Below are 20,741 nucleotides of genomic sequence, written 5' to 3'. Positions count from 1 at the left end.
GCGAACGGCGAGAGTATGGCCTGCCCGACCGCCAGGGCGGATAGCTGACCCGGTCCAGCTTACCGGAACCATCCGCTTCTTTTGGCCGTTACCGCATGCGGTGCAGACTTGCATGAGGAACGGGGCTGAGGCAGGCATGATTGCGCAAATAAAGGACAGGCTGACGAAAATGCCGTTTTACGGTCTCTACCAGAGGGTGGAGAAACCCGTCTCGCGCGTTTTTGCCAGCATCGGTAACGACAATATCGGCCTGATCGCCGCCGGTGTCGCCTTTTTCGCCTTCCTGTCGATCTTCCCCGCCATTGCCCTGGCGCTGACGATCTGGGGCCTGTTCAACGATCCGGACCAGCTCGGCAATCACCTGACGCTATTGCGCGGGATCGTGCCGCAGGACGCCTTCGACCTGATCGCCAACCAGATGATCCGCATCGCGGAATCCCAGGAAGGTAAACTCTCATGGGGAGCGATAGTGTCGCTCGTCCTGGTGTTGTGGAGCTCTTCGCGGGCGATCAACGCGCTGTTGTCGGCGATGTCCGTGACGATCAAGAAGGACCATCAGCGCGGATTTGTCCGGCAGAACCTGCTGGCGCTCGGCTTCACGGTTGGCGGCATCTTTTTCGCGCTTTTATCCATCACCATCATCGGCGCCTTCCCGCCGATCATCGCGGCGCTGCGGCTGGGTGCCTTTACCGACGCCCTTCTGCATACATTCCGTTGGCTGACGATGTTCGCGCTGTTTTTCGGGGCGGTCTATGCGTTTTACCGCATCGCCCATCCGCGCACCGCAGATGGTGAGCGGATCAGGCCGAAACGGCTATGGCCTGGCGCCCTGCTCGGGGCGGTCATCTGGCTGATGGCGTCTATCGGTTTCTCGCTCTATCTGTCCCATTTCGAAGTCTATAACGAGACATTCGGGTCGCTGGGGGCCGCCATCGCCCTGATGATGTGGTTCTGGATCTCGGCCTTCGCGATCTGTGTCGGCGCAGAGGCCAACGCCGAAATACAGCACGAGGCAAGTTCAGACTGATCGCCTCTGGCCTTGCGGCGCGGCTTATGATAGCGTTATCATGAAAATGTCACCATGTACCGCCATGATGGACGCCGGGACCGCGACAGGCCCGGCCGGTCATGCTATAGGACGGCACGAGACTGGTGCAGGACAACGACCCTGTAACAGGGGCAAACCATAGGGAAAGACATGCAGATCTTCATCGATACCGCCGACACAAAAGAACTGAAAGCCGCGTTTGACACGGGCCTCGTTGACGGGTGCACTACCAATCCGTCTCTGATCGCCAAGGCAGGTCGTGACTTCAAGGAAGTGATCGCGGAAATCTGCGAGATGACGACCGGCCCGGTCTCCGCCGAAGTCGCCTCGACCGAAGCCGACATGATGCTGAAAGAAGGCAAGCGCCTGGCACAGATCGCCGACAATGTCGTCGTCAAGCTGCCGCTGACCTGGGCCGGCCTCAAGACCTGCAAGACGCTGACCGAAGAAGGCATCAAGACCAATGTCACCCTGTGCTTCTCACCGAACCAGGCCTGGCTCGCGGCCAAGGCCGGCGCGACCTATATCTCCCCGTTCATCGGCCGCCTCGACGATCTCGGCCTCGATGGCATGGAGCTGATCCACGACATCCGCCAGATCTATGACAATTACGGCTATGAGACGAAGATCCTCGCTGCCTCGATCCGCTCTGCCGGCCATTGCATCGACGCCGCCAAGGCAGGCGCAGATGTCTCGACGATCCCGCCGAAAGTGTTCAACGCCCTGCTCAACCACGTGCTGACCGACAAGGGCCTCGCCGATTTCGTCAAGGATTGGGAAGGCACTGGCCAGACAATTCTGTAGAATCAGGGCTTTCATCCGGCATGGATGAGACCGCAGACAATAACAAGGCCCGGATGCGACAGCGTCCGGGTCTTTGTCGTCTCGGTCTGGGTGTTTCAGGCCCGCTCGGGGCTGACTGGTTCAGCGACGCCAAGGCTTCGGCGCTGATCGAAGGCGCGATCGAGCGCGGTATCAGCCGGTTCGATACGAGCCCGCTTTATGGCGTGGCGGAAACGCGTCTCGGCGAGGCGATCAGATCAGTCGGCCCGGCCGCGGCCAAATCCCTGAAAGTGTCGACCAAGGTCGGAAACTTTCTCGATCACGAGGGACGGCGACGGCGCGACTTCTCCCCCGAAACCATCCGGCGTCTCGTCGAGCAGAGCCTTGGCCGGCTTGGCCTCGACGCGCTGGAAATCCTCTATCTGCATGGACCCGATGAACATGAACTGATGACCTCTCTGCCTGTGCTGGCGGACCTGCAGGACGCAGGCCTGATCAGGCAAACAGGGGTCTGCTCGGAAGGTTCCCACCTCGCCCGGGCGGCGCGGGAAGACAGCGTCGACATGCTGATGGGCACGTACAATCTGTTCGACCGGCGCCACGAAACGATGTTCGACGAGGCGTCCTCGGCGGGCAAGACAGTCACCGCCATCGCGCCCCTGGGCCAGGGGCTGTACCGGCGCGGGTTCCTTGTCCCGAAAAGCCTCGCCGATGGCTGGTATATCGCCCGGGCGCTGGTCCGCAACCGCCGCCAGCTGGGCGCGGCGACGCAGGAGCAGTGGCTGCATGAGGTCGAGGGCTGGGATGCGCCGTCCCTCGCCCTGGCCTTCACGCTCGCCAATCCGGCCGTCGATTGTGCGATGACCACCACCACCCGGCTGGCCCATCTCGAGGCGAATATTGCCGCCGCCGGAAGAGAGCTGCCTCACGATCTCATGATGCGTCTTGCGAGCGTCGCGTCCGACGGATAACAAGGGACAAGATTACCCGGATGGCGCCGTTGACTTGTGGCAAGCCCGGCCCCATCTGCCGCCCGTACGCAAAAGGAAGAATCGCCATGTCCGATATCAAATCCCACATCCAGTCCCAGATCGATGCCAACCCGGTGATGCTGTTCATGAAGGGGACCCCGCAGTTCCCGCAATGCGGTTTCTCGGCGGCTGTCGTGCAGATCCTCGACTATGTCGGCGTTGAGTACGGATCCGAGAACGTCCTCGCCAGCGACGAGCTGCGCCACGGCATCAAGGAGTTCTCCGACTGGCCGACCATCCCGCAGCTCTATGTGAAGGGTGAATTTGTCGGTGGCTGCGACATCGTCCGGGAGATGTTCGAGAATGGCGAGTTGAAGCCGTTTCTCGCCGAAAAGGGCCTGATCCAGCAAGACGCCTGACCGGCCGACAGGGACGCAGCCGCTTCCTGTTCCGTCACATGCAACTAACGGGCTGCCTCACGCATTAGTGAGGCATGCCTGATCCATCCTCTTCTCAAGGCGATACCGCCTCCCGCCATGCTGCCCTGACCCGCACCTTCGTCGTGCGGGTGCTGTTCATTCTCGGGCTGATTGCCCTGGCCTATGCAGCAATGAAACTGTCGACGGTGTTCCTGATGGCGACCGGCGCCGTCGTCGTCGCCGTGATCATCCACCTGATCGCCGACCCGCTGAAACGGCGCCTCAACGTGCCGAAGAAATACGCCGTGCTCAGCGCCATCCTCATCCTCGCGCTGATTCTTGCCGGCTTCGGCTGGCTTTTTGGCAGCCAGCTGGCAGCACAGGTCGACACGTTTCTGTCCGAACTACCTCGCTCCGTCGAACAGGTGCGGTCCTCCGTCGAGCAAAACCCCTTCGGCGAGGTGGCCGTGCAGGCCTGGAACGGCGCGAGCGAGCAGGCCGGCGCGGCGCTCGGCTATCTGCGCGGCCTCGTCAGCAATGTCGTCAATTCGGTCGTTGGCCTCGTCGTGATCGTTGTTGCGGGCGTGATGCTCGCCTCGCGGCCCACCACCTATCGCGACGGCTTGCTGCTGCTCCTGCCGTCGACATCGCGCGACCGCATGCGCGCGGTGATGAATGCCTCCGGCCGCTCTCTGAAAGGCTGGATGATCGGACAGCTGATCGCCATGGCCGTGATCGCGATCCTCGTCAGTATCGGGCTGGCCATTGTCGGCGTGCCATCCTGGCTGATCCTCGGCCTGCTTGCGGGGCTTGCGCAGTTCGTGCCGCTGATCGGCCCGATCGTCTCGGCCGTACCGGGATTGCTGATCGCCGCGTCGATGGGCTGGGTGCCTTTCGCCTGGACCCTGGCGATCTATGTCGGCGTCCAGCAGCTCGAGAGCAATTTCCTGACGCCGTATGTCATGAACCGGACCACCAGCCTGCCCATGGTCCTGACCCTGTTCTCAATTCTCGCCTTCACGACCCTGTTCGGGCCACTGGGCGCGGTCTTCGCCACACCGATTACGGTCGTTCTCTATGTGATGGTGCAGATGCTTTATGTCGAGGATACGCTCGACGAGACGCTCGATGTGAAGGGTGAGAGGTCTCATGAGGCGCCGGCGGGAGACTGAACAGCGATGAAATGCGTCCCTCTATGCTGGCGGAAATAGGAGCTGTAGCGCCCTCAGTGCGCATTTTGCGCACTGATTGCGGATAAACCCTTGACAGTGCGCACTCATTGCCCATATACTGTGACAGTTATATGACAACTGCTAGTCAGGAGTATTTTAAATGGCACATATTACAGACGATACTGGTTATCACGGCGAACCGGATAGCTTTTTTGACAATCACTCGATGACGTGGCGGGTTCTCGCCTGGCTCGGCATCGGCACGGTCGCCGCGATTGTCGGTTTTGCCGGCGTGATAATGACGGTGAATGCGACACCGCTCTAAGGCTGGATGACGGCATAATTGCCGCCACCCCCGGAAACTGAAAAAGCCCGCGCTGATCGCGCGGGCTTTTTCGTGTGCGTAACAGGATTGCCACCGGCGCGACGCCGGCAGCAAGGACCTTAGGATGCGTAGAATTCGACGACGAGGTTCGGTTCCATCGTGCCGGCATAGGGCACTTCGGAAAATTCCGGGATCCGGACGAGAGTCGCGGTCATCTTCTTCGCGTCGACCTCGACATAGTCGGGGATGTCGCGTTCCGGCAACTGCAGGGCTTCGAGAACCAGCGCCATGTTCTTGGACTTTTCGCGGATCTCGATGACGTCGCCCGGCTGGCAGCGATAGGATGGGATGTTGGTGCGCACGCCATTGACCATGACATGGCCGTGATTGACGAACTGGCGGGCAGCAAAGACGGTCGGCACGAATTTCGCGCGATAAACGATCGCGTCGAGACGGCTTTCCAGAAGGCCGATCAGGTTCTCGGCGGTGTTGCCCTTGCGGCGGTCGGCCTCTTCATAGATCTTGGCGAACTGTTTTTCCGTGATGTTGCCGTAATAGCCCTTGAGCTTCTGCTTGGCCATCAGCTGGACGCCGAAGTCGGACAGCTTGTTGGCGCGGCGGGCACCATGCATGCCCGGCTTGGTTTCGCGGCGGTTGAACGGAGATTTGGGGCGACCCCAGATATTTTCGCCTACGCGGCGGTCAATCTTGTACTTGACCGTATGTCTCTTGGACATGCGATTTCCTTTTCTTCAATGCGGCCCGGTGCGCCAGCCAATCCGGCACACGATCTCAACGGCGGTCCACGCATCTCCCGTCATCAGAAGCGCGGGTTTTAGGGCGCGATGCCGGGCCTGTCAACCGCCCGGCGCCCGCCAGTCGCCTGGGCTCGGGCGGCATACAACACCCTGCCCCGAGGCGAGGGCGAGGTCAGGACAGGCAGGAACGCGCCAGGTACAGGCAGCCCCTGTCTGACTTGCCTGCTCCAGGTCTCTCTTGCACAAGGCGCTTCTGCTCAAGTCTCGCCTGCTCAGGTCTCCCCAGCTCAAGTCTCTGGGGGCAAAGATTAAATTAAAGCCGCCCGCGCATTTCCCTCTTGTATTTGCCGCAAAAGATAGCATCCTATTTTATGCGATCAGACAGCACGCGCGGAATAACGCCTCGACGGTGAGACGCATGCTAACGGCGGGAGCGGCTGGTCCCATTTTCTCTGGAGATATAGACAACTCATGTTGTTGATTAAGACCTTTGTCGCTGCAAGCGCCATCGAAGGCGTTGGCGTGTTCGCTGGCGAAGCCATCAAAAAAGGCCACCTGATCTGGAAACTCGACCACCGTTTCGACCTGCTCATTCCGCGCAGCGTTCTGGAGGACGGCGAGATGGCGTACCGCGAATTGCTGATGCGCTATTCCTATCCGCATGCGCCGGACCCGCGCTATGTCGTTTATGAAAGCGACAATGGCCGGTTCATGAACCATTCTTTCGATCCGAACACGGACTTCACCGGACCGGACCAGGGCTATGCCCGCCGCGATATCGCGGAGGGCGAAGAACTGACCGGCGACTATTCGGAGTTCTGGCCGGAGTTCACCGCGGTTCACCACGTCGCCCCGACGGCGCATATGAACGGACACGCCCATTAAAGCAGCCTGCGTCCGGATGGACGCAGCTACGCTACTGCAAGACCCTGGAAACGGTCACATTATCTGCGTTCGAATGATTCCGGTTGACTGCAGGGTGATGTGTCCTGCCGAAGTGGACCGGGCCGGAGGCATTCCCGGCCCGGCTTCTCGTCATATTGACTCCGCCCAGCGGCTGGAGAGCCGTGTCGCCGAATTGATGATGCCGACCATGGAATAGGTCTGGGGAAAATTGCCCCAGAGCTGGCCGGTCTTGGGATCGAGATCTTCCGACAGCAGGCCGAGCTTGTTGCGCATGGACAGAAGGTCCTCGAATATCTCCCGAGCCTCTTCCTTGCGCCCGATATGGGCGAGCGCGTCGATATGCCAGAAGGTACAGGCCGTAAACGCGGTCTCTGGCGTGCCGAAATCGTCCGGCGCCTTGTAGCGATAGACATGCATGCCATGGCGCAGCTGCTTGTCGACCGCATCGACGGTCGCGGCAAAGCGCGGATCGTCCTTGGGCAGGAAACCGACTTCGGCCATCAACAGGACAGAGGCATCGAGCGCCTCGCCGCCATAGGCACCGGTGAACGCCTTGATCTTGTCATTCCAGGCCTTGTCATAGATCGTCTCGCGGATTGTCGTTGCCCGCTCGTTCCAGTAGTCGGCCCGCGCGCTGTCGCCGAGATAGGCGGCGATCTTGCCGAGGCGGTCGCAGGCAGCCCAGCACATCAGCGCGGACGATGTGTGCACCTGGCTGATCGTGCGATATTCCCAGATGCCGGCATCGGGCTCGTTATGCATGGCCCAGGCTCGCTCGCCGACCTGCTCGAGCTGGCGGAATTCGGCAATGCCTGCCTGATTGCGCAGGCGCGTGTCGAAGAATGCCTGGGATGCGCCGAGGATAACCTGTCCGTAGACGTCATGCTGGATATGTTCTGCAGCCTGGTTGCCGAACCGGACCGGCTTGTGGCCGCGATAGCCGGGCAGCGCATCGGCGATCTGCTCTTCCAGCTGCTGTTCGAGGCTGATCCCGTAAACCGGCTGGATATGCCCGCCCTTGGTCGAGGCGACGACATTGCGCAGGAAGCGCAGATAGATTTCCAGCGTCCCGACGGAGGACAGCCGATTCAGCGCGGTGACGGTGAAATAGGCATCCCTGATCCAGCAATAGCGATAATCCCAATTGCGCGACGAGCCTTCATGCTCCGGGATCGACGATGTTGCGGCCGCGATGATCCCGCCGGTCTCTTCGTATACGCACATTTTCAGGGTAATGGCGGCGCGGATCACCGCCTCCTGCCACTCGAACGGAATGGCGAGACGGCGGGACCAGTTCTGCCAGTAGTTGACGGTGCGCTCTTCCCATTCCCGCGACAACGTGTTGACCCCCTCGGAGACGGTCTCGTCGGGCCCGCAGATGAAGGACAGCGGCTTGTCGAGCAGGAAGGATGTGCCGCTCATCACATAGGAGATCGCCGCATCGGTCGTCACCCGGAAAGCCAGCGTATCGCTGGCAAAGCGCACATGGCTGACGCCCCGTGTGACCTGCATCGGCTTGTCATCCCACCCGGTCGACGGATCGAGACGGACCTTGATGCGCGGCGTGCCGGAAAGGGGCCGCAAGCGCCGGACGATGCCCATGGGCTGGAAGGTGCGCTCCCGCGCCTCGAAACGCGGCGCGAAATCGGTGATTTCGACGGCACTGCCATCCTCGGCCTCAAGCACCGTACACAGAACAGCGGTGTTGCGGACATAGTATTGACGGCTGCGTACGAAGCCTTCCAGCTCGACCGCGAAAGTGCCGCCGCCGCCGAGCAGCGCGTTGAAGACGGGCTTGCCGTCGAGGCGCGGCAAGCAGAGCCAGCCATAGGCCCCCTGCTCGTCAATCAGCCCGGCGATCGTGCCATTGCCGATCATGCCCAGTTCGAGCGAAGGTTTGTTGAGCACAGGTGGTGCGTTCCCATTCATTCGGCAATTCCCTTTTCCAGCCAGTCTGCAACAGCCTGCGGCGACGCGAGCCGGTAGGCGGCAAGGCTCTCGCCCTCTCCAACCTTGACGGCAAAGCCGCCAAGGTCAAGGACGGCCGCAAAGCCATCCTCATCGGTCACGTCGTCGCCTGCCATGACAGGCACACGCCCGGCAAAGGGCTGCTGTTTCATGACTTCACGAATCGCAAGGCCCTTGTTGGCGCCGGACGGCTTGGCCTCGATCACCATCTTACCGCTTTGCACGCCATAACCCTCGACGGCGTCGACGATGCGCCGCGCCGCGGCGAGCAATGCCTCGCCATGCTGCGGGCAGGCACGATAATGCAGCGCGAGGACGGAGCCCTTGTTCTCCACCTTCGTGCCCGGATAGTCCGCACTGAGCCCGGTCAGGCCGCCGCGAAGCTCTGCCGGTGCCATGTCGGTACGGGTCAGTGCGGCGGCGCCGGGGGCCATGATGTTGAGGCCATGATTGCCGAGCCGCCAGAGCGTGTCCGGCACGCGGCGTGCAAGGTCATCGATGTCGCGGCCGCTGATCACCGCCAGCGCGCCATCGAGCCTGTCGGCGAGCCTGGCCAGCAGCGGAGCCGCGCCATCGACCAGCGCGACCGTGTCAGGATCATCCTGCAAGGGCGCAAGCGTGCCGTCAAAATCCAGAAACAGGGCCTGGCCCTTTTCCGGCAGGGGGGGATAGGTTTCGTTCGTCATGTGCAATCCGGTCTGGCAGGCACCCTCGCCTCCACGCTCCTGAAACTAAGATAGGGCAAGTCGGCAAAGTGTCAGGCTGCGCCGTTCAGTTCAACCGGGGGAAGGTCGCTTTCCGCGTCGATATGGCCGAGGTCGTGCAGGAAGGTCTGGCGCCACCAGTAGATATCCTTTTCACGGATTGTCTTGTCGATGGCACTCCAGCGCTCCTTGCGCTCTTCAAGCGGCATGTGGATCGCGCGATAGATTGCATCGGCGACCTCGTGGGTGTCATAGGGGTTGACCAGCAGCGCCTCCGGCATCTGCGACGCAGCACCGGCGAAATGCGACAGCACCAGCACACCCGGATCGTGGGGGTCCTGCGCCGCGATGAATTCCTTGGCGACGAGGTTCATGCCATCGCGCAGCGGCGTGACGAGGCCGACGCGGGCGATGCGATAAAGGCCGGCGAGTTCGTCGCGTGTATAGGAGCGGGCGAGATAGCGGATGGGAATCCAGTCGAGATCGCCATGGTCGCCATTGATCGAGCCGGACAGCTGGTCGAGCTGCTCGCGAAGCTCCGCATACTCATCGACCTTGGTCCGTGATGGCGGCGCGATCTGCGTGTAGGAGACCTTGCCGTGCAGGTCCGGATAGTCGCGAATCAGGCGGCCGACCGCCTCGAAGCGCTGCGGCAGGCCCTTGGAATAGTCCATGCGGTCGACCCCAAGGACGAGTTCGCGGCCGCCGAGAAACCTGCCGATGCGGGTGCTGGCTTCGCGTGCCTTGTCCTTTTCGGCGAGGGCGGCAAAATCGTCGACATCGATCCCGATCGGATAGGCCTTTAGGGTGACCGTGCGACCGTGAACGGAGACGGTGCCGTCATCGTTCTTCCTGCCGCCGGCGAATTCCAGCAGGTAGCGCTCGAAATTGGCCTTGTGGTCCTCTGTCTGGAAGCCAAGCAGATTATAGGCGGTCATCGCCCTTGCGAGACGGGTATGTTCAGGCAGGGTACGGAAGACTTCCGGTGCCGGGAACGGAATATGGAGGAAATAGCCGATGCGGCCGTCAAAGCCATGCTGGCGAAGCTCCTCGCCCATCAGGCAGAAATGGTAGTCATGGACCCAGACGACATCGTCCGGCTTCAGTTGCTTCGACAGCAGCCTGGCGAAACGGTGATTGACGGCTTCATAGCCCGCGAAGTCCTCGTCGTCGAAATTGGCCAGGTCGGTACGGTAGTGAAAGATCGGCCACAGCGCCCGGTTGGAATAGCCGAGGTAAAAGCGCTCATGTTCTTCATGGGTCAGGTCGACCAGGGCGAAATCAACACCTCCATCGGAGAACATCTCGATGCCGCGGGCCTCGTCAACCGTGCGTCCGCTCCAGCCGAACCAGGTCCCGTTTGACGCGACAAGAGCATCCCAGAGCGCGACTGCCAGCCCGCCAGCGCGCGCATTCGGGTCGGCTGCGGTGCGGTTTGAAACGCCGATCAATCTGCCCATAGCTAGTAATTTCCCTTTTTGGCCGTCTTCGAATTCCGGAACACCCACTAAAGACACAAGTTCGTGTGCTTAAGGTGAGTATATTGCTGCAACGCAAAAAGGCAAGGTCAGTAGCGCCAGAACTCCGGATCGAACAGCATCAGGACGGCAAAAATCTCGAGACGGCCGAGAATCATCAGGAAACTGATGATAATCTCGTCATAGGAATTCATAGACGAGAAATTGCCCGCCGGGCCAACGATATCGCCAAGCCCGGGGCCGACATTGCACAGTGCAGTGGCACTCGCCGCCAGTGCGGTGATGAAGTCCATGCCGCTGAACGACAGCAGCAGCGCACCGATCAGGATCGACATGGTGAACAGGGTCAGAAAGGTCAGGATCGAGACGATCGTGTCCTCGGTCACGTCGCGCCCGTTGAAGGTGATCGGCACGATGCGGTGCGGCGTCTGCAGTTTCCACAGGCGTGTCCGGATGATCTTCAGCAGGATGACGAGTCGATAGACAGACCTTGATGCCACCCGATGTCGAGCCGGCGCAGCCGCCACGGAACGGCGTGACGCGTCCGGATCGCCCCGAACTCGCCATTCCACATGGCAATGCCAACCATCAGGCCGATGACGAGGGTCAGGAGGGCGCTCATTGCGAAGGAGTACTGGCCCCGCTCGCCATAGGCCAGTTCGGCAAACGTAGGGATCACCATCAGGACGCCGATCATGAAGATCACGATGCCGAAGAAAAACAGGGCCTGGCGCCACGTGGCCGGGCTGGTCGAGACCGAAAAGTTGAGCACGGCTTTCGTTCCGTATGTCAGGATTTGACCGAGAAGGGTGTGAAGTCGGTCTCGGCGTCGTATATGTCAACACCCTCTGCCTTTTTAAGCCAGCCGACAACCCGGTAGGTCACCGGCGTGAGCAGCGCTTCCCACAGGACTTTCAGGACGTAATTGGTGATCATCACCGTAATGACCTGACCCGTGTCCCAGATGCCGAGAAAGGCGACGGGATAGAAGATCAGCGAATCGATGCCCTGACCCACGATGGTCGAGCCGATCGTGCGCTGCCACAAATGCTTGCCCTTCGACCAGACCTTCATGCGCGCCATGACGAAGGCATTGGCAAACTCACCAGCCCAGAAGGCGATGAGCGATGCGAGCACGATGCGCGGCACGACGCCGAAGACCTGCTCATAGGCCGCCTGCCCCTCCCAGCCGTCGGCGGGCGGCAGGGAGACGACGACCCAGCTCATCAGCGCCATGAACACGACGGCGCCGAAGCCGGCCCAGACGACGCGGCGGGCGCGGGCATAGCCATAGACCTCGGTCAGCACATCGCCGAGAACATAGGAAAGCGGGAAGAACAGGATGCCGGCGCCGAACACGAACGGGCCGATGCCAGGCAGGTCGACCTGGGCCGGCTTGGCCGCACCGATGACGTTGGACAGGACGAGGATGACGACAAAGGCCGCCATCGCGAAATCGTAATATTTGAACCGCTGCTGGCTGATCGCGTCAGCGCTGTCGATGCGCTGCGTCGGCGACATGGCATTCTGATCCTTCATAGAGCCCTCGTTGCGGCCATGGCGGCCATCGGGCTCTTATACGCCCTGCCAGTCGCAGGGGAAAAGAGACATTATGGCACGCTCAGCCGGTGCCGGAGGATTGGGAGGACCGGACAGTTAGCCGGTACCGGCACTCAGGCCTTTTCGGCCTCGAAGCCGCGCCATTCGGGCTTTCGGCGCATTTCTGCGGCTACATAGGAGCAGGACGGCACGATCTTCCAGTCACGGGCTTTCGCGTCTTCCATCAGGCGCTCCAGCAGCTTGTAGGCGAGGCCCTTGCCGCGCTTGCGATGGGGCACATAGGTGTGGTCGGCGGTGATGGTGCCGTCCTCGTTGAAATGAAAGGTAAGCTCGGCGACATCCTGGCTGCCGAACTCGGGGATGAAATACCGGCCACCGGTTTCGCATTCCTCGAACTTGATCTTCATCGGGCACCTCCTGCCCTGGGTTGGGTCTATGACTCTAATCCTATCTGCTCAAAACGTCATGCCATTCCGGATGTTTCTGGAACTGGGCTTTCAGGAACGGGCACAGCGGCATGATCCTGAAGCCCTTCTCCCTCGCATCGGCGATGACCCGGTCGGCCAGCTGCTTGCCGACACCCTGGCCGCGATAGCGGTCCGGTACGTAAGTATGATCTACAATGATCAGTTTATCACTGGCGCGGGAGAACGTCATCTCGGCAACGTCGTCGCCCGCTGCCGCATCCGGCAGATAGTATTGACCGCCCGATCCCGTTTCCTTCAGCTCGACGTTCATCCCGCTCTCCTCGCTGTGCAAACGCCTTCATTGTGCCGATTGCAAGAGAAGCAGGCAAGCGGCAAGCGCAAGGGACAGCATGATGCGCCTGATCCCGAACGGCTCGCGCAGCAGGAAAGTTGCAGGCACCGCGCCGAAAACGACGCTGGTTTCGCGCAGGGCAACGAGCGGGACCAGCGCATGCGTGTCGACTCATCCGCCGGAAGGGTGATAGACGAGGGCTCAAGGATCGGGTTCGATGGAGGGCTGGATGAAGATACGGGTATTCCTGCGCACAGGCGCGGCGCTGGTTGCAGGAGCGGCAATCCTCGCCGGCGCGGCAAATGCGCAATGGACCAATCATTATCCCAAGCTCGATGATTTCGGCCATCATGTCTATCTGGAGCAATATGAGCTGCCCTTCCTGGCCGCCGGACCGACGGCGCCTGCCCCCTCCCCCGATGGCCGCCATATTGCCTTCGCGGCGAAAGGCTGGATCTGGCTGCTCGATATCGAAAGCGGCATCGCCGAACGCCTGACCGATGGGGCGGAGATGGATAGCCGCCCGCGCTGGTCGCGCGATGGCGACCGGCTCACCTTCGTGCGCGACAGCGGCAGCGACACGTCGGTCATTATCCGCGACATGGCCACTGGCCGCGAGAGCGTGATCGATTCCCCCGGCATCGAGCTGGATCCGGAATTCTCCGCCGACAGCACCTATCTCTATTACACCTCGGCACAAGATGGCGTGCTCAGCCTGTGGAAACGCCATATCGATGCGGGCACGGAAGAAAAGCTGACGGACCTGCGCCAGGTCGAGCGCAATGCGAGGGTGCTGGCGGATGGTTCGGGGCTCGTCTATCTCCACAGTGCCTATCCAGTAAGCAGCCTGCGCCTGCGCGATTTCCGGGCGGGTACGGATGAAGCGCTGAACGAGATCAATTTGCCACCGCTGCTGGCCGCCGATGTGCACCCGAGCGAGCGGACCCTGGTCTATACCGCGCCGCAGGCGGACGATCATCACCTGATGCTTGCCGATCTCGCCCGGCCGGGCATCACCCGCCAGCTGACCAATGGCGAGACCTATGCGCTGATGCCAGCCTTCAGCGGCGATGGGTCGATGATTTATTACGTCACACCGGATGAAAACCAGCAGTTCAATCTGATGCGGATTCCCACGGCCGGCGGCAAGCCGGAGGCGGTGGAGATCGCCAGCTGGGACTACGGCCAGCCGACCGGCAGCATGGTGGTGACGACCACGGATGAAGACGGCAGCCCGCTGCCTGCCCGCCTGTCGATCACTGATGGCAATGGCCACCCGGTAGCCAACCCGGACGGGCCGACCTATTTCGACCCGCAGCATGGCCGCGTCTATTTCTATGCCGATGGCAGTGTCGACCTCGGCGACGTGCTGTCCGGGCGCTATGAGATCACTGCCGTACACGGCCCGATGTCGATACCGGTGACCACCACCGCCCGCGTCAGTCGCGGCAGCACCGCCGAGGCGAGCCTCGCCATTACAACGATCTGGGATGCCGACGGCGCAGGCTATGTCTCCGCCGACCATCACATCCATCTGAACGCTGACGGCCCGCACCGCATGACGCCGGGCGACCTGCTGCCGCTGATGGCGGGCGAGGATCTCGACCAGGTCGCGCCGATGGCGTGGAACCGCTACAGCCGCCAGGTCGACGAATTCATGGTAGGCGACCGGGTCACAGAGCGCGACATGACCGTGGCAATGTCGCAGGAGGTGCGCTCCAACTTCCATGGCCATGTCGGGCTGATCGGCGTGGGCAAACCGTTCTATCCATGGTATTTCGGCCCGGATACGCCGCGCTTCGGCTCGCCCGACCGCAGCAATGGCGAGGTGATTGCCTATGCGGCGGAAACCGGCGCGCTGGCGACCTATGTCCATTCCGTCGGCAGTCATGACGATCCGTTTGCGGAGGATATGCCGCGCGGCATCCCGCTGGAAATGATATCCGATACCGTGCTGTCGCCCGAGACCGGCATCGAGCTCGTCTGCATGTGGACGAGCCCGCTGGGTACGGCTGAGGTCTGGTATCGTCTTCTGAATATCGGCCAGCCGACACCGGCGACGTCCGGCACCGACATGATGTCGGACTTCACCCGTGCCCCGGCGATCGGCACCGCCCGCGTCTATGCTCGCGCCGAGAACGGCACGGCTTTCGACGCGATCCTAGACCAGGTACGCGCCGGCAAGACCTTCCTGTCGACCGGCCCGGCCCTGTTGTTCGAGATTGCTGGCGCCGAGCCCGGCGAAACGGTGGCGAGTGGCGAGCAGGACTGGAAAGTCACGCTGGCGAGCGCAGCCGCAGTCGAAAAACTGGAGATCATCGTCAATGGAGAGGTCGTGGAGACGCTCGAGGGCGTCAGCGCGGGCGAAACGCGCGTCTATGAAGGCAGCGTCACCCTGCCGGAGGGCGGATGGATCGCAGCGCGGGCCCATGGCGGCGAGCCCGCCTGGCCGTCGATGGCAGTGACGCGCTTTGCCCATTCTTCGCCGGTCTGGATCGGCGAGATCGGCAGCACCGACCCGGCAGCGAAGGCGGCAGCGGCTTCTGACCTCCTGCGGGCCCTCGATGCCGCCGAGGCCCGTGCGAAGACCGCCTATGACCAAACGCCTACGCCAAGGCTGATGGCGCGTTTCAAGGACGCGCGCCAGAAATTGCAGGCAATGGCAGGCGCGGAGTAATCAGGTGCCCGACCGGTTCAACGGCTATGTCTGGACCAATCGAATAGAGCTTGTCGGCGCCTTCGCGGCACCGGAGTGAAACAGTTCAGGCGGCATACCACCGCTGCAAACCATTGCAACATTGGCGGAACCCGGCTGCCGCTGTAAGTAAAGACTGGAAGAATAACGACAAAACGTCAGGGAAGAAAAAATGCTCAGAAACACGATCGCCGCTTTCGCCATGTCCACGGCCCTGGCCGCCGTCAGCGCCCTGGCTGTTGCCAGCGCGCAAACCGATATCGAGATCGACCGCGATGCGCCGATCGGCACGATCCAGCCAGAGGTCTACGGCCAGTTCCTGGAACATCTCGGCACGCAGGTCTATGATGGTATCTGGGTCGGCGAAGACAGCGACATTCCGAACACGGACGGCATCCGCGACGACGTCTATGGTGCCCTCGACAGGCTCGACATTCCGGTGATCCGCTGGCCCGGCGGCTGCTATGCCGACATGTATCACTGGCGCGACGGTATTGGCGCCCCTGAGGAGAGAACCCCGCGCGTGAACATGAGCTGGGGCGGCACGCCGGAGCCGAACGGGTTCGGCACCCATGAATTCTTCAACCTCGCTGAAAAGCTGGGCGCCAAGACCTATCTCAACGTCAATCTCGGCACCGGCACGATCACCGAAGCCTCAGACTGGCTCGAATATATCACCGCCACCGGCGAGTCCGCCCTGGCACAGGAGCGCCGCGCCAATGGCCGCGACGAACCGTGGACCATCGATTACCTGTCGATCGGCAACGAGACATGGGGCTGCGGCGGGAACATGCGCCCTGCCTACTACGCCGATCTCTATGCCCAGTGGGCGACGCTGCTGAAGGTCGAGGGCGAGATGCCGGTACGCATCATCTCCGGCTCCCATGAAGGCAATATGGACTATTCCGACGAGATCCTCGATCACCCGGCAATGGGCGATCTCGGCGACGGCATCTCCGTCCACTTCTACACCCTGCCGACCGGCGACTGGGGCAAGAAGGGCGATGCGCTGGGCTTCCCCGAGGACGAGTGGATGTCGACCCTGTCGCACACGATCAAGATGGACACGATCATCGAGGACAAGCTGGCGATCATCGACAGCCATGATCTGGGCGAGGATTTCCATCTCTATGTCGATGAATGGGGCATGTGGGTCGACGGCGAGGAAGGCGCGCCGGCGCTGAACCAGCAGAACACGATCCGCGACGCGGTCGTCGCCGCGCTCAACCTCAACATCTTCCACAAATATGCCGACCGGGTGCCGATGACGAATATTGCCCAGATGGTCAACGTGCTGCAGGCGATGATCCTGACCGACGGGCCGGAGATGATCCTGACACCGACCTATCATGTCTATGAGATGTATGTGCCGTTCCAGGGTGCGACGGCCCTGCCGGTCGACTTCGACAGCCCTGACTACAGCCATGGCGGCGAGACGATCCCGGCGGTGAGTCTTTCAGCGGCGATCGCCGAGAATGGCGATATCCTGATTGCCGTAGTCAATGCCGATGCGAGCAAGGCACACGAAATCGCCTTGCCGGCCTTTGGTGCCGACAGCGCAAGCGTGCGGCAACTGACCGGCGCCAGCATGGATGCCCATAATTCGTTCGATGATCCGGAAGCTGTATCACCCGTCGAAATGGACGTATCGGCGACCCGCGGCAAGCTGCGCATGACGCTGGAACCGCGCTCCGTCAGCGTGATGCGCATCGCGCAATAAGCGACTGTCAGAGTTCAGAACGAAAAAGGCGGGGATCATTCCCCGCCTTTTTTATTCCTCGCTGGCGGCCCTGCCGGCGCCACGCCCTCTCGCCAGCGCCTTGATAATCCCGCGCATCAACTGGGTATCGGCGCGGGTAAAGCCTGCCCGCTTGATCGTGGTGCGGATATTGCGCTCCATCACCTCGCGTTTCTCCGGCGGGAAGAAAAAACCCGACGGCTCGAGCTCGGCGAACAGGTGGTTGATCAACCCGTCCGTATCGGCCTGGGTCGGGACCTCAGCGTCGTCCATCCGCGAGGGGAAGCGCTCGCCCTTGCCCGCCAGTTTCGACCATTCCCAGGCGGCAAGCAGCACCGCCTGACCGAGATTGAGCGAGGAGAAAGCGGGGTTCAGGGGCACGGTCAGGATGCCATGGCACAAGGAAATGTCATTGGTGTTGAGGCCCGATTTCTCGCCGCCGAACAGGATCGCGCAGGTCTGGCCGTCATCGATGCGCGGCTTGATCTCGGCCATGGCCTCGCCCGGCTCATAGACCGGCAGGTACAGCTCGCGCTGGCGGGCGGTGGTCGCGAGAATGTATCCGCAATCGGCGGTCGCGTCCTCGACACTGTCGAAGACCCTTGCATTGTCGACGACGCTGGACGCCCCGGCGGCCATCGCGCCTGCCTTCGGGTTCGGCCAGCCATCGCGGGGACGCACCAGCCGCAGGCCGGTCAGGCCGAAATTCAGCATCGCGCGGGCCGCCGCGCCGATATTCTCGCCCATTTGCGGATCGACCAGCACGATCACCGGGCCGGGCCCTAACCCGTGCTTTCGCCCGTATTTTCTTTTGTCTGTCATTTTTCATGTCCGCCCGCGCCGGGGCGCCCTATGTCGTCGGAATGTCTCGCTTACTGCCGGGATGTTGTAGCCCCTGCCCCTTGTGCATCAAAGAGAGCGGATGCTATAGCCCTGCCGTAATCACCGAATTCAAGATCCGTCAAACCTCAGGGGTTAGAAATTTCCATGGATAAAATCAAAGTGAAAAATCCGGTCGTCGAACTCGACGGCGACGAGATGACCCGCATCATCTGGCAGATGATCAAGGACAAGCTCATCCATCCTTACCTCGATATCGACCTGCATTACTACGATCTCGGCATCGAGGAGCGCGACCGCACCGACGACCAGATCACGGTCGATGCGGCAAACGCGATCAAGGAACATGGCGTCGGCGTCAAATGCGCAACCATTACGCCGGACGAGGCCCGCGTCGAGGAATTCGGCCTGAAGAAGATGTGGCGCTCGCCGAACGGCACGATCCGCAACATTCTCGGCGGCGTCGTCTTCCGCGAGCCGATCATCATCAAGAACGTCCCGCGCCTGGTGCCGGGCTGGACCCAGCCGATCATCATCGGGCGTCATGCCTTTGGCGACCAGTACCGCGCCACCGACATGCTGTTCCCGGGACCGGGCAAGCTGACCCTGAAATGGGAAGGCAAGGACGGCCAGGTCGAAGAGCACGAGGTCTATGATGCGCCGTCTGCCGGCGTCTATATGGGCATGTACAACCTCGACGACTCGATCCGCGACTTCGCCCGCGCCAGCTTCAACTATGGCCTGCAGCGCGAATACCCGGTCTACCTGTCGACCAAGAACACCATCATGAAGAAATATGATGGCCGCTTCAAAGACCTCTTCATGGAAATCTTCGAGGCCGAATTCAAGGACCAGTTCGACGAGAAGGGCCTGACCTATGAGCACCGCCTGATCGACGACATGGTCGCGGCCTGCATGAAATGGTCCGGCGGCTATGTCTGGGCGTGCAAGAACTATGACGGCGACGTCCAGTCCGACACGGTCGCCCAGGGCTTCGGCTCGCTCGGCCTGATGACCTCCGTGCTGCTGACGCCGGATGGCAAGACAGCCGAGGCGGAAGCCGCCCACGGCACCGTCACCCGCCACTATCGCGCCCACCAGCGCGGCGAGGAAACCTCGACCAACTCGATCGCCTCGATCTTCGCCTGGACGCGCGGCCTCGCCCGCCGTGGCAAGATGGACGACACGCCGAAGGTCGTGGAATTCGCCGAGAAGCTGGAAGCGACCGTGGTCCAGACCGTCGAGAACGGCGACATGACCAAGGATCTCGCGCTGCTGATCGGTGCCGATCAGGGCTGGCAGACGACGACCGGCTTCCTCGACAAGGTCGACGAGAACTTCCAGAAGGCCATGGGTTAAGCCCCTTCCCGTCTTCACACGGATAAAAAAAAGCCGCCGGTATGACCGGCGGCTTTCTCGTATCCCGCGGCGGTGTTGATCAATGACCCTGCCTTCGGCGCTGGGGCAATCTGGATCGGGCTATCAGGATCGGGCTATCAGGATTGGGCTGCCAGCATCGTGGCATCGGCGGCGGCGGTGGCGTCGCCCGGTTCTTCGTCCAGAGTATCAGCGTCGCTGTCTTCGCCGGTCTCGCCTTCGGGTGAGACGGTATCTTCGCTGTCCGGCTGAGGATCACCTTCATTCTCCTCAGGGAGCGAACCTTCCGGCAGTGCATCGACCAGCAGGGCGATGGCATCGCGCTCGGCCCGCAGGCCCGGCAGGATTTCCTGGAAGAATGTCTTGGTTTCCACACTGATGGCCGGGTCGGAAAGATAGCCGCGCAACCTGTCGATCAGATAGGTTTCGCCAACAAGCGCCTCGGCCAGGACAAGCGCCGGTCCCTTTTCGACGGCATTGGCGATATCCACGATAACATAGAAGCCCTCGCCGTCTGCAGAGGCCGTCTCGCGCAGCTCACCACCTAAATCGGCAACCCGGGCCTGAACCTCCCGCGCCAGGGACTGGCGGGCACCGCCCAGGGTTTCGTAAAGGGATGGCGCTTCTCCGGCCCGCACGAGGCTGGCAGCAGCGGCATCGGTATTGGCGATGTCATAGCTTTCGGACGCGGCAAGAAGGATGCCCGTCAGTTGGTCAAGCGCCCGAAGGTCAGCCGTACGCTGGTCGGCGGTACTGGGTTGCTTTTGGGAATTATTACCTGCCGTGGCAGGGTTTGCCTGATCGGCAGGCACCGTAGCGCAGCCGGTCACCAGGACTGCTGCAGCGATGAGGGTAAATACTATACGAACCATGCCACCGCCTGTTTTGATGAGAGGATGTCCCGGCACAAGACCGGGACATCCCGGTATTACCTAGAGCTGCTCGGGCTCCATTTCCTCGCCGACTTCTTCCATTTCATCGGCCATATCGTCACCGGCTTCTTCCATTTCGTCGCCAACGTCTTCCATCGCATCTTCGGAATCTTCTACCGCTTCTTCTACGGCATCGCCTGCATCGTCAGCGGAATCGTCGCCACAAGATACAGCAAAGAAACTGCCGAACATAATTACTAACAGCGCAAAAAGTTTCTGCATCGTCATTCTCCTTTGACGGTTGCTTCAGTCTGCCGGCACCTGCCGGGCTACTGGTACAATCCCACACAAATACAGTGCATTGCAGC

The 20,741-nt window shown here is 61.5% G+C and carries 22 protein-coding genes; 10 read left to right on the top strand and 12 right to left on the bottom strand.

Annotated features, from left to right (window positions below; all coding sequences use genetic code 11):
- Positions 1-136: 136 nt before the first annotated feature.
- The 6 genes from IEV88_RS01050 (at position 137) to IEV88_RS01025 (ending at position 4,718) form a co-directional block, all read left to right on the top strand.
- Positions 137-1,027 carry a YihY/virulence factor BrkB family protein gene (locus IEV88_RS01050; RefSeq protein WP_188159451.1) on the top strand — a complete coding sequence of 297 codons (891 nt, stop codon included), beginning with the start codon at positions 137-139 and terminating at the stop codon, positions 1,025-1,027.
- Between the two features lie 171 nt (positions 1,028-1,198).
- Complete coding sequence (gene fsa / locus IEV88_RS01045; RefSeq protein WP_188159450.1) at positions 1,199-1,852, top strand: fructose-6-phosphate aldolase; 654 nt, start codon at positions 1,199-1,201, stop codon at positions 1,850-1,852.
- A gap of 20 nt (positions 1,853-1,872) precedes the next feature.
- Positions 1,873-2,802 (top strand): aldo/keto reductase, encoded by a 930-nt coding sequence (locus IEV88_RS01040; protein ID WP_188159449.1) that lies wholly within the window; start codon positions 1,873-1,875, stop codon positions 2,800-2,802.
- Positions 2,803-2,888: 86 nt separating this feature from the next.
- Complete coding sequence (gene grxD, locus IEV88_RS01035) at positions 2,889-3,221, top strand: Grx4 family monothiol glutaredoxin (RefSeq protein ID WP_188159448.1); 333 nt, start codon at positions 2,889-2,891, stop codon at positions 3,219-3,221.
- Positions 3,222-3,295: 74 nt separating this feature from the next.
- The gene (locus tag IEV88_RS01030; protein WP_188159447.1) at positions 3,296-4,393 is read left to right on the top strand and encodes an AI-2E family transporter; all 1,098 of its coding nucleotides are present in this window, start codon (positions 3,296-3,298) and stop codon (positions 4,391-4,393) included.
- 160 nt (positions 4,394-4,553) lie between these two features.
- Positions 4,554-4,718: a hypothetical protein gene (locus IEV88_RS01025; RefSeq protein WP_188159446.1), complete on the top strand. Its 165-nt coding sequence runs from the start codon at positions 4,554-4,556 to the stop codon at positions 4,716-4,718.
- 119 nt (positions 4,719-4,837) lie between these two features.
- On the opposite strand, the gene rpsD is transcribed toward IEV88_RS01025, so the two are convergent.
- Complete coding sequence (rpsD, locus tag IEV88_RS01020; RefSeq protein ID WP_188159445.1) at positions 4,838-5,455, bottom strand: 30S ribosomal protein S4; 618 nt, start codon at positions 5,453-5,455, stop codon at positions 4,838-4,840.
- A gap of 492 nt (positions 5,456-5,947) precedes the next feature.
- Between rpsD and IEV88_RS01015 the strand changes: the two genes are divergently transcribed.
- Positions 5,948-6,361 carry an SET domain-containing protein gene (locus IEV88_RS01015; RefSeq protein ID WP_188159444.1) on the top strand — a complete coding sequence of 138 codons (414 nt, stop codon included), beginning with the start codon at positions 5,948-5,950 and terminating at the stop codon, positions 6,359-6,361.
- 150 nt (positions 6,362-6,511) lie between these two features.
- On the opposite strand, the gene IEV88_RS01010 is transcribed toward IEV88_RS01015, so the two are convergent.
- The 8 genes from IEV88_RS01010 to IEV88_RS00975 all read right to left on the bottom strand — a co-directional run bounded on the left by IEV88_RS01010 (position 6,512) and on the right by IEV88_RS00975 (position 12,830).
- A complete protein-coding gene (locus IEV88_RS01010; protein WP_188159443.1) occupies positions 6,512-8,311 on the bottom strand; it encodes a glycoside hydrolase family 15 protein in 1,800 nt (599 codons plus the stop codon).
- A complete protein-coding gene (gene otsB, locus IEV88_RS01005) occupies positions 8,308-9,036 on the bottom strand; it encodes a trehalose-phosphatase (RefSeq protein WP_188159442.1) in 729 nt (242 codons plus the stop codon). The genes IEV88_RS01010 and otsB overlap by 4 nt, the downstream gene beginning before the upstream one ends.
- A gap of 71 nt (positions 9,037-9,107) precedes the next feature.
- On the bottom strand, positions 9,108-10,514 hold the full coding sequence (locus tag IEV88_RS01000; RefSeq protein WP_188159441.1) for an alpha,alpha-trehalose-phosphate synthase (UDP-forming): 1,407 nt from the start codon (positions 10,512-10,514) through the stop codon (positions 9,108-9,110).
- 107 nt (positions 10,515-10,621) lie between these two features.
- The gene (locus IEV88_RS00995; protein WP_188159440.1) at positions 10,622-11,032 is read right to left on the bottom strand and encodes a potassium transporter TrkG; all 411 of its coding nucleotides are present in this window, start codon (positions 11,030-11,032) and stop codon (positions 10,622-10,624) included.
- On the bottom strand, positions 10,993-11,304 hold the full coding sequence (locus IEV88_RS00990) for a hypothetical protein (protein WP_188159439.1): 312 nt from the start codon (positions 11,302-11,304) through the stop codon (positions 10,993-10,995). Before IEV88_RS00990 ends, IEV88_RS00995 begins: the two co-directional genes overlap by 40 nt.
- Before the next feature lie 17 nt (positions 11,305-11,321).
- Positions 11,322-12,053: a queuosine precursor transporter gene (locus IEV88_RS00985; protein ID WP_373291168.1), complete on the bottom strand. Its 732-nt coding sequence runs from the start codon at positions 12,051-12,053 to the stop codon at positions 11,322-11,324.
- Positions 12,054-12,205: 152 nt separating this feature from the next.
- On the bottom strand, positions 12,206-12,499 hold the full coding sequence (locus tag IEV88_RS00980; RefSeq protein ID WP_188159437.1) for a GNAT family N-acetyltransferase: 294 nt from the start codon (positions 12,497-12,499) through the stop codon (positions 12,206-12,208).
- A 40-nt stretch (positions 12,500-12,539) separates the two neighbouring features.
- Complete coding sequence (locus tag IEV88_RS00975; protein WP_188159436.1) at positions 12,540-12,830, bottom strand: GNAT family N-acetyltransferase; 291 nt, start codon at positions 12,828-12,830, stop codon at positions 12,540-12,542.
- Between the two features lie 250 nt (positions 12,831-13,080).
- Here IEV88_RS00975 and IEV88_RS00970 point away from each other — a divergent pair, with 250 nt between their 5' ends.
- Together IEV88_RS00970 and IEV88_RS00965 are read left to right on the top strand one after the other, a co-directional pair.
- Positions 13,081-15,528, top strand: a complete 2,448-nt coding sequence (locus IEV88_RS00970; RefSeq protein ID WP_188159435.1) for a CehA/McbA family metallohydrolase — start codon at positions 13,081-13,083, stop codon at positions 15,526-15,528.
- Positions 15,529-15,718: 190 nt separating this feature from the next.
- Positions 15,719-17,266 (top strand): alpha-N-arabinofuranosidase, encoded by a 1,548-nt coding sequence (locus tag IEV88_RS00965; RefSeq protein WP_188159434.1) that lies wholly within the window; start codon positions 15,719-15,721, stop codon positions 17,264-17,266.
- A 51-nt stretch (positions 17,267-17,317) separates the two neighbouring features.
- Here the strand turns inward: IEV88_RS00965 and IEV88_RS00960 are convergent, their stop codons facing one another.
- Positions 17,318-18,106: an RNA methyltransferase gene (locus IEV88_RS00960; protein WP_188159433.1), complete on the bottom strand. Its 789-nt coding sequence runs from the start codon at positions 18,104-18,106 to the stop codon at positions 17,318-17,320.
- 165 nt (positions 18,107-18,271) lie between these two features.
- On the opposite strand from IEV88_RS00960, the gene IEV88_RS00955 reads away from it, so the two are divergent.
- Positions 18,272-19,483 carry an NADP-dependent isocitrate dehydrogenase gene (locus IEV88_RS00955; protein ID WP_188159432.1) on the top strand — a complete coding sequence of 404 codons (1,212 nt, stop codon included), beginning with the start codon at positions 18,272-18,274 and terminating at the stop codon, positions 19,481-19,483.
- 137 nt (positions 19,484-19,620) lie between these two features.
- Here IEV88_RS00955 and IEV88_RS00950 read toward each other — a convergent pair whose 3' ends face one another.
- A complete protein-coding gene (locus IEV88_RS00950) occupies positions 19,621-20,373 on the bottom strand; it encodes a hypothetical protein (RefSeq protein WP_188159431.1) in 753 nt (250 codons plus the stop codon).
- Positions 20,374-20,433: 60 nt separating this feature from the next.
- Positions 20,434-20,655 (bottom strand): hypothetical protein, encoded by a 222-nt coding sequence (locus IEV88_RS00945; RefSeq protein ID WP_206711301.1) that lies wholly within the window; start codon positions 20,653-20,655, stop codon positions 20,434-20,436.
- Positions 20,656-20,741 lie beyond the last annotated feature (86 nt).

The organism is Aquisalinus flavus, assembly GCF_014640095.1.
GTDB classification, from domain to species: Bacteria; Pseudomonadota; Alphaproteobacteria; order Caulobacterales; family Parvularculaceae; genus Aquisalinus; species Aquisalinus flavus.
The sequence above is the reverse complement of the archived record's forward strand: the minus strand, read 5'-3'. Positions and strand labels throughout refer to the sequence as shown.

Bases quoted from the DNA above. Each gene is read 5' to 3' on its own strand.
- IEV88_RS01050 (WP_188159451.1), top strand. From the start codon at position 137: ATGATTGCGCAAATAAAGGACAGGCTGACGAAAATGCCGTTTTACGGT.
- fsa (WP_188159450.1), top strand. From the start codon at position 1,199: ATGCAGATCTTCATCGATACCGCCGACACAAAAGAACTGAAAGCCGCG.
- IEV88_RS01040 (WP_188159449.1), top strand. From the start codon at position 1,873: ATGGATGAGACCGCAGACAATAACAAGGCCCGGATGCGACAGCGTCCG.
- grxD (WP_188159448.1), top strand. From the start codon at position 2,889: ATGTCCGATATCAAATCCCACATCCAGTCCCAGATCGATGCCAACCCG.
- IEV88_RS01030 (WP_188159447.1), top strand. From the start codon at position 3,296: ATGCCTGATCCATCCTCTTCTCAAGGCGATACCGCCTCCCGCCATGCT.
- IEV88_RS01025 (WP_188159446.1), top strand. From the start codon at position 4,554: ATGGCACATATTACAGACGATACTGGTTATCACGGCGAACCGGATAGC.
- rpsD (WP_188159445.1), bottom strand. From the start codon at position 5,455: ATGTCCAAGAGACATACGGTCAAGTACAAGATTGACCGCCGCGTAGGC.
- IEV88_RS01015 (WP_188159444.1), top strand. From the start codon at position 5,948: ATGTTGTTGATTAAGACCTTTGTCGCTGCAAGCGCCATCGAAGGCGTT.
- IEV88_RS01010 (WP_188159443.1), bottom strand. From the start codon at position 8,311: ATGAATGGGAACGCACCACCTGTGCTCAACAAACCTTCGCTCGAACTG.
- otsB (WP_188159442.1), bottom strand. From the start codon at position 9,036: ATGACGAACGAAACCTATCCCCCCCTGCCGGAAAAGGGCCAGGCCCTG.
- IEV88_RS01000 (WP_188159441.1), bottom strand. From the start codon at position 10,514: ATGGGCAGATTGATCGGCGTTTCAAACCGCACCGCAGCCGACCCGAAT.
- IEV88_RS00985 (WP_373291168.1), bottom strand. From the start codon at position 12,053: ATGTCGCCGACGCAGCGCATCGACAGCGCTGACGCGATCAGCCAGCAG.
- IEV88_RS00980 (WP_188159437.1), bottom strand. From the start codon at position 12,499: ATGAAGATCAAGTTCGAGGAATGCGAAACCGGTGGCCGGTATTTCATC.
- IEV88_RS00975 (WP_188159436.1), bottom strand. From the start codon at position 12,830: ATGAACGTCGAGCTGAAGGAAACGGGATCGGGCGGTCAATACTATCTG.
- IEV88_RS00970 (WP_188159435.1), top strand. From the start codon at position 13,081: ATGAAGATACGGGTATTCCTGCGCACAGGCGCGGCGCTGGTTGCAGGA.
- IEV88_RS00965 (WP_188159434.1), top strand. From the start codon at position 15,719: ATGCTCAGAAACACGATCGCCGCTTTCGCCATGTCCACGGCCCTGGCC.
- IEV88_RS00960 (WP_188159433.1), bottom strand. From the start codon at position 18,106: ATGACAGACAAAAGAAAATACGGGCGAAAGCACGGGTTAGGGCCCGGC.
- IEV88_RS00955 (WP_188159432.1), top strand. From the start codon at position 18,272: ATGGATAAAATCAAAGTGAAAAATCCGGTCGTCGAACTCGACGGCGAC.
- IEV88_RS00950 (WP_188159431.1), bottom strand. From the start codon at position 20,373: ATGGTTCGTATAGTATTTACCCTCATCGCTGCAGCAGTCCTGGTGACC.
- IEV88_RS00945 (WP_206711301.1), bottom strand. From the start codon at position 20,655: ATGCAGAAACTTTTTGCGCTGTTAGTAATTATGTTCGGCAGTTTCTTT.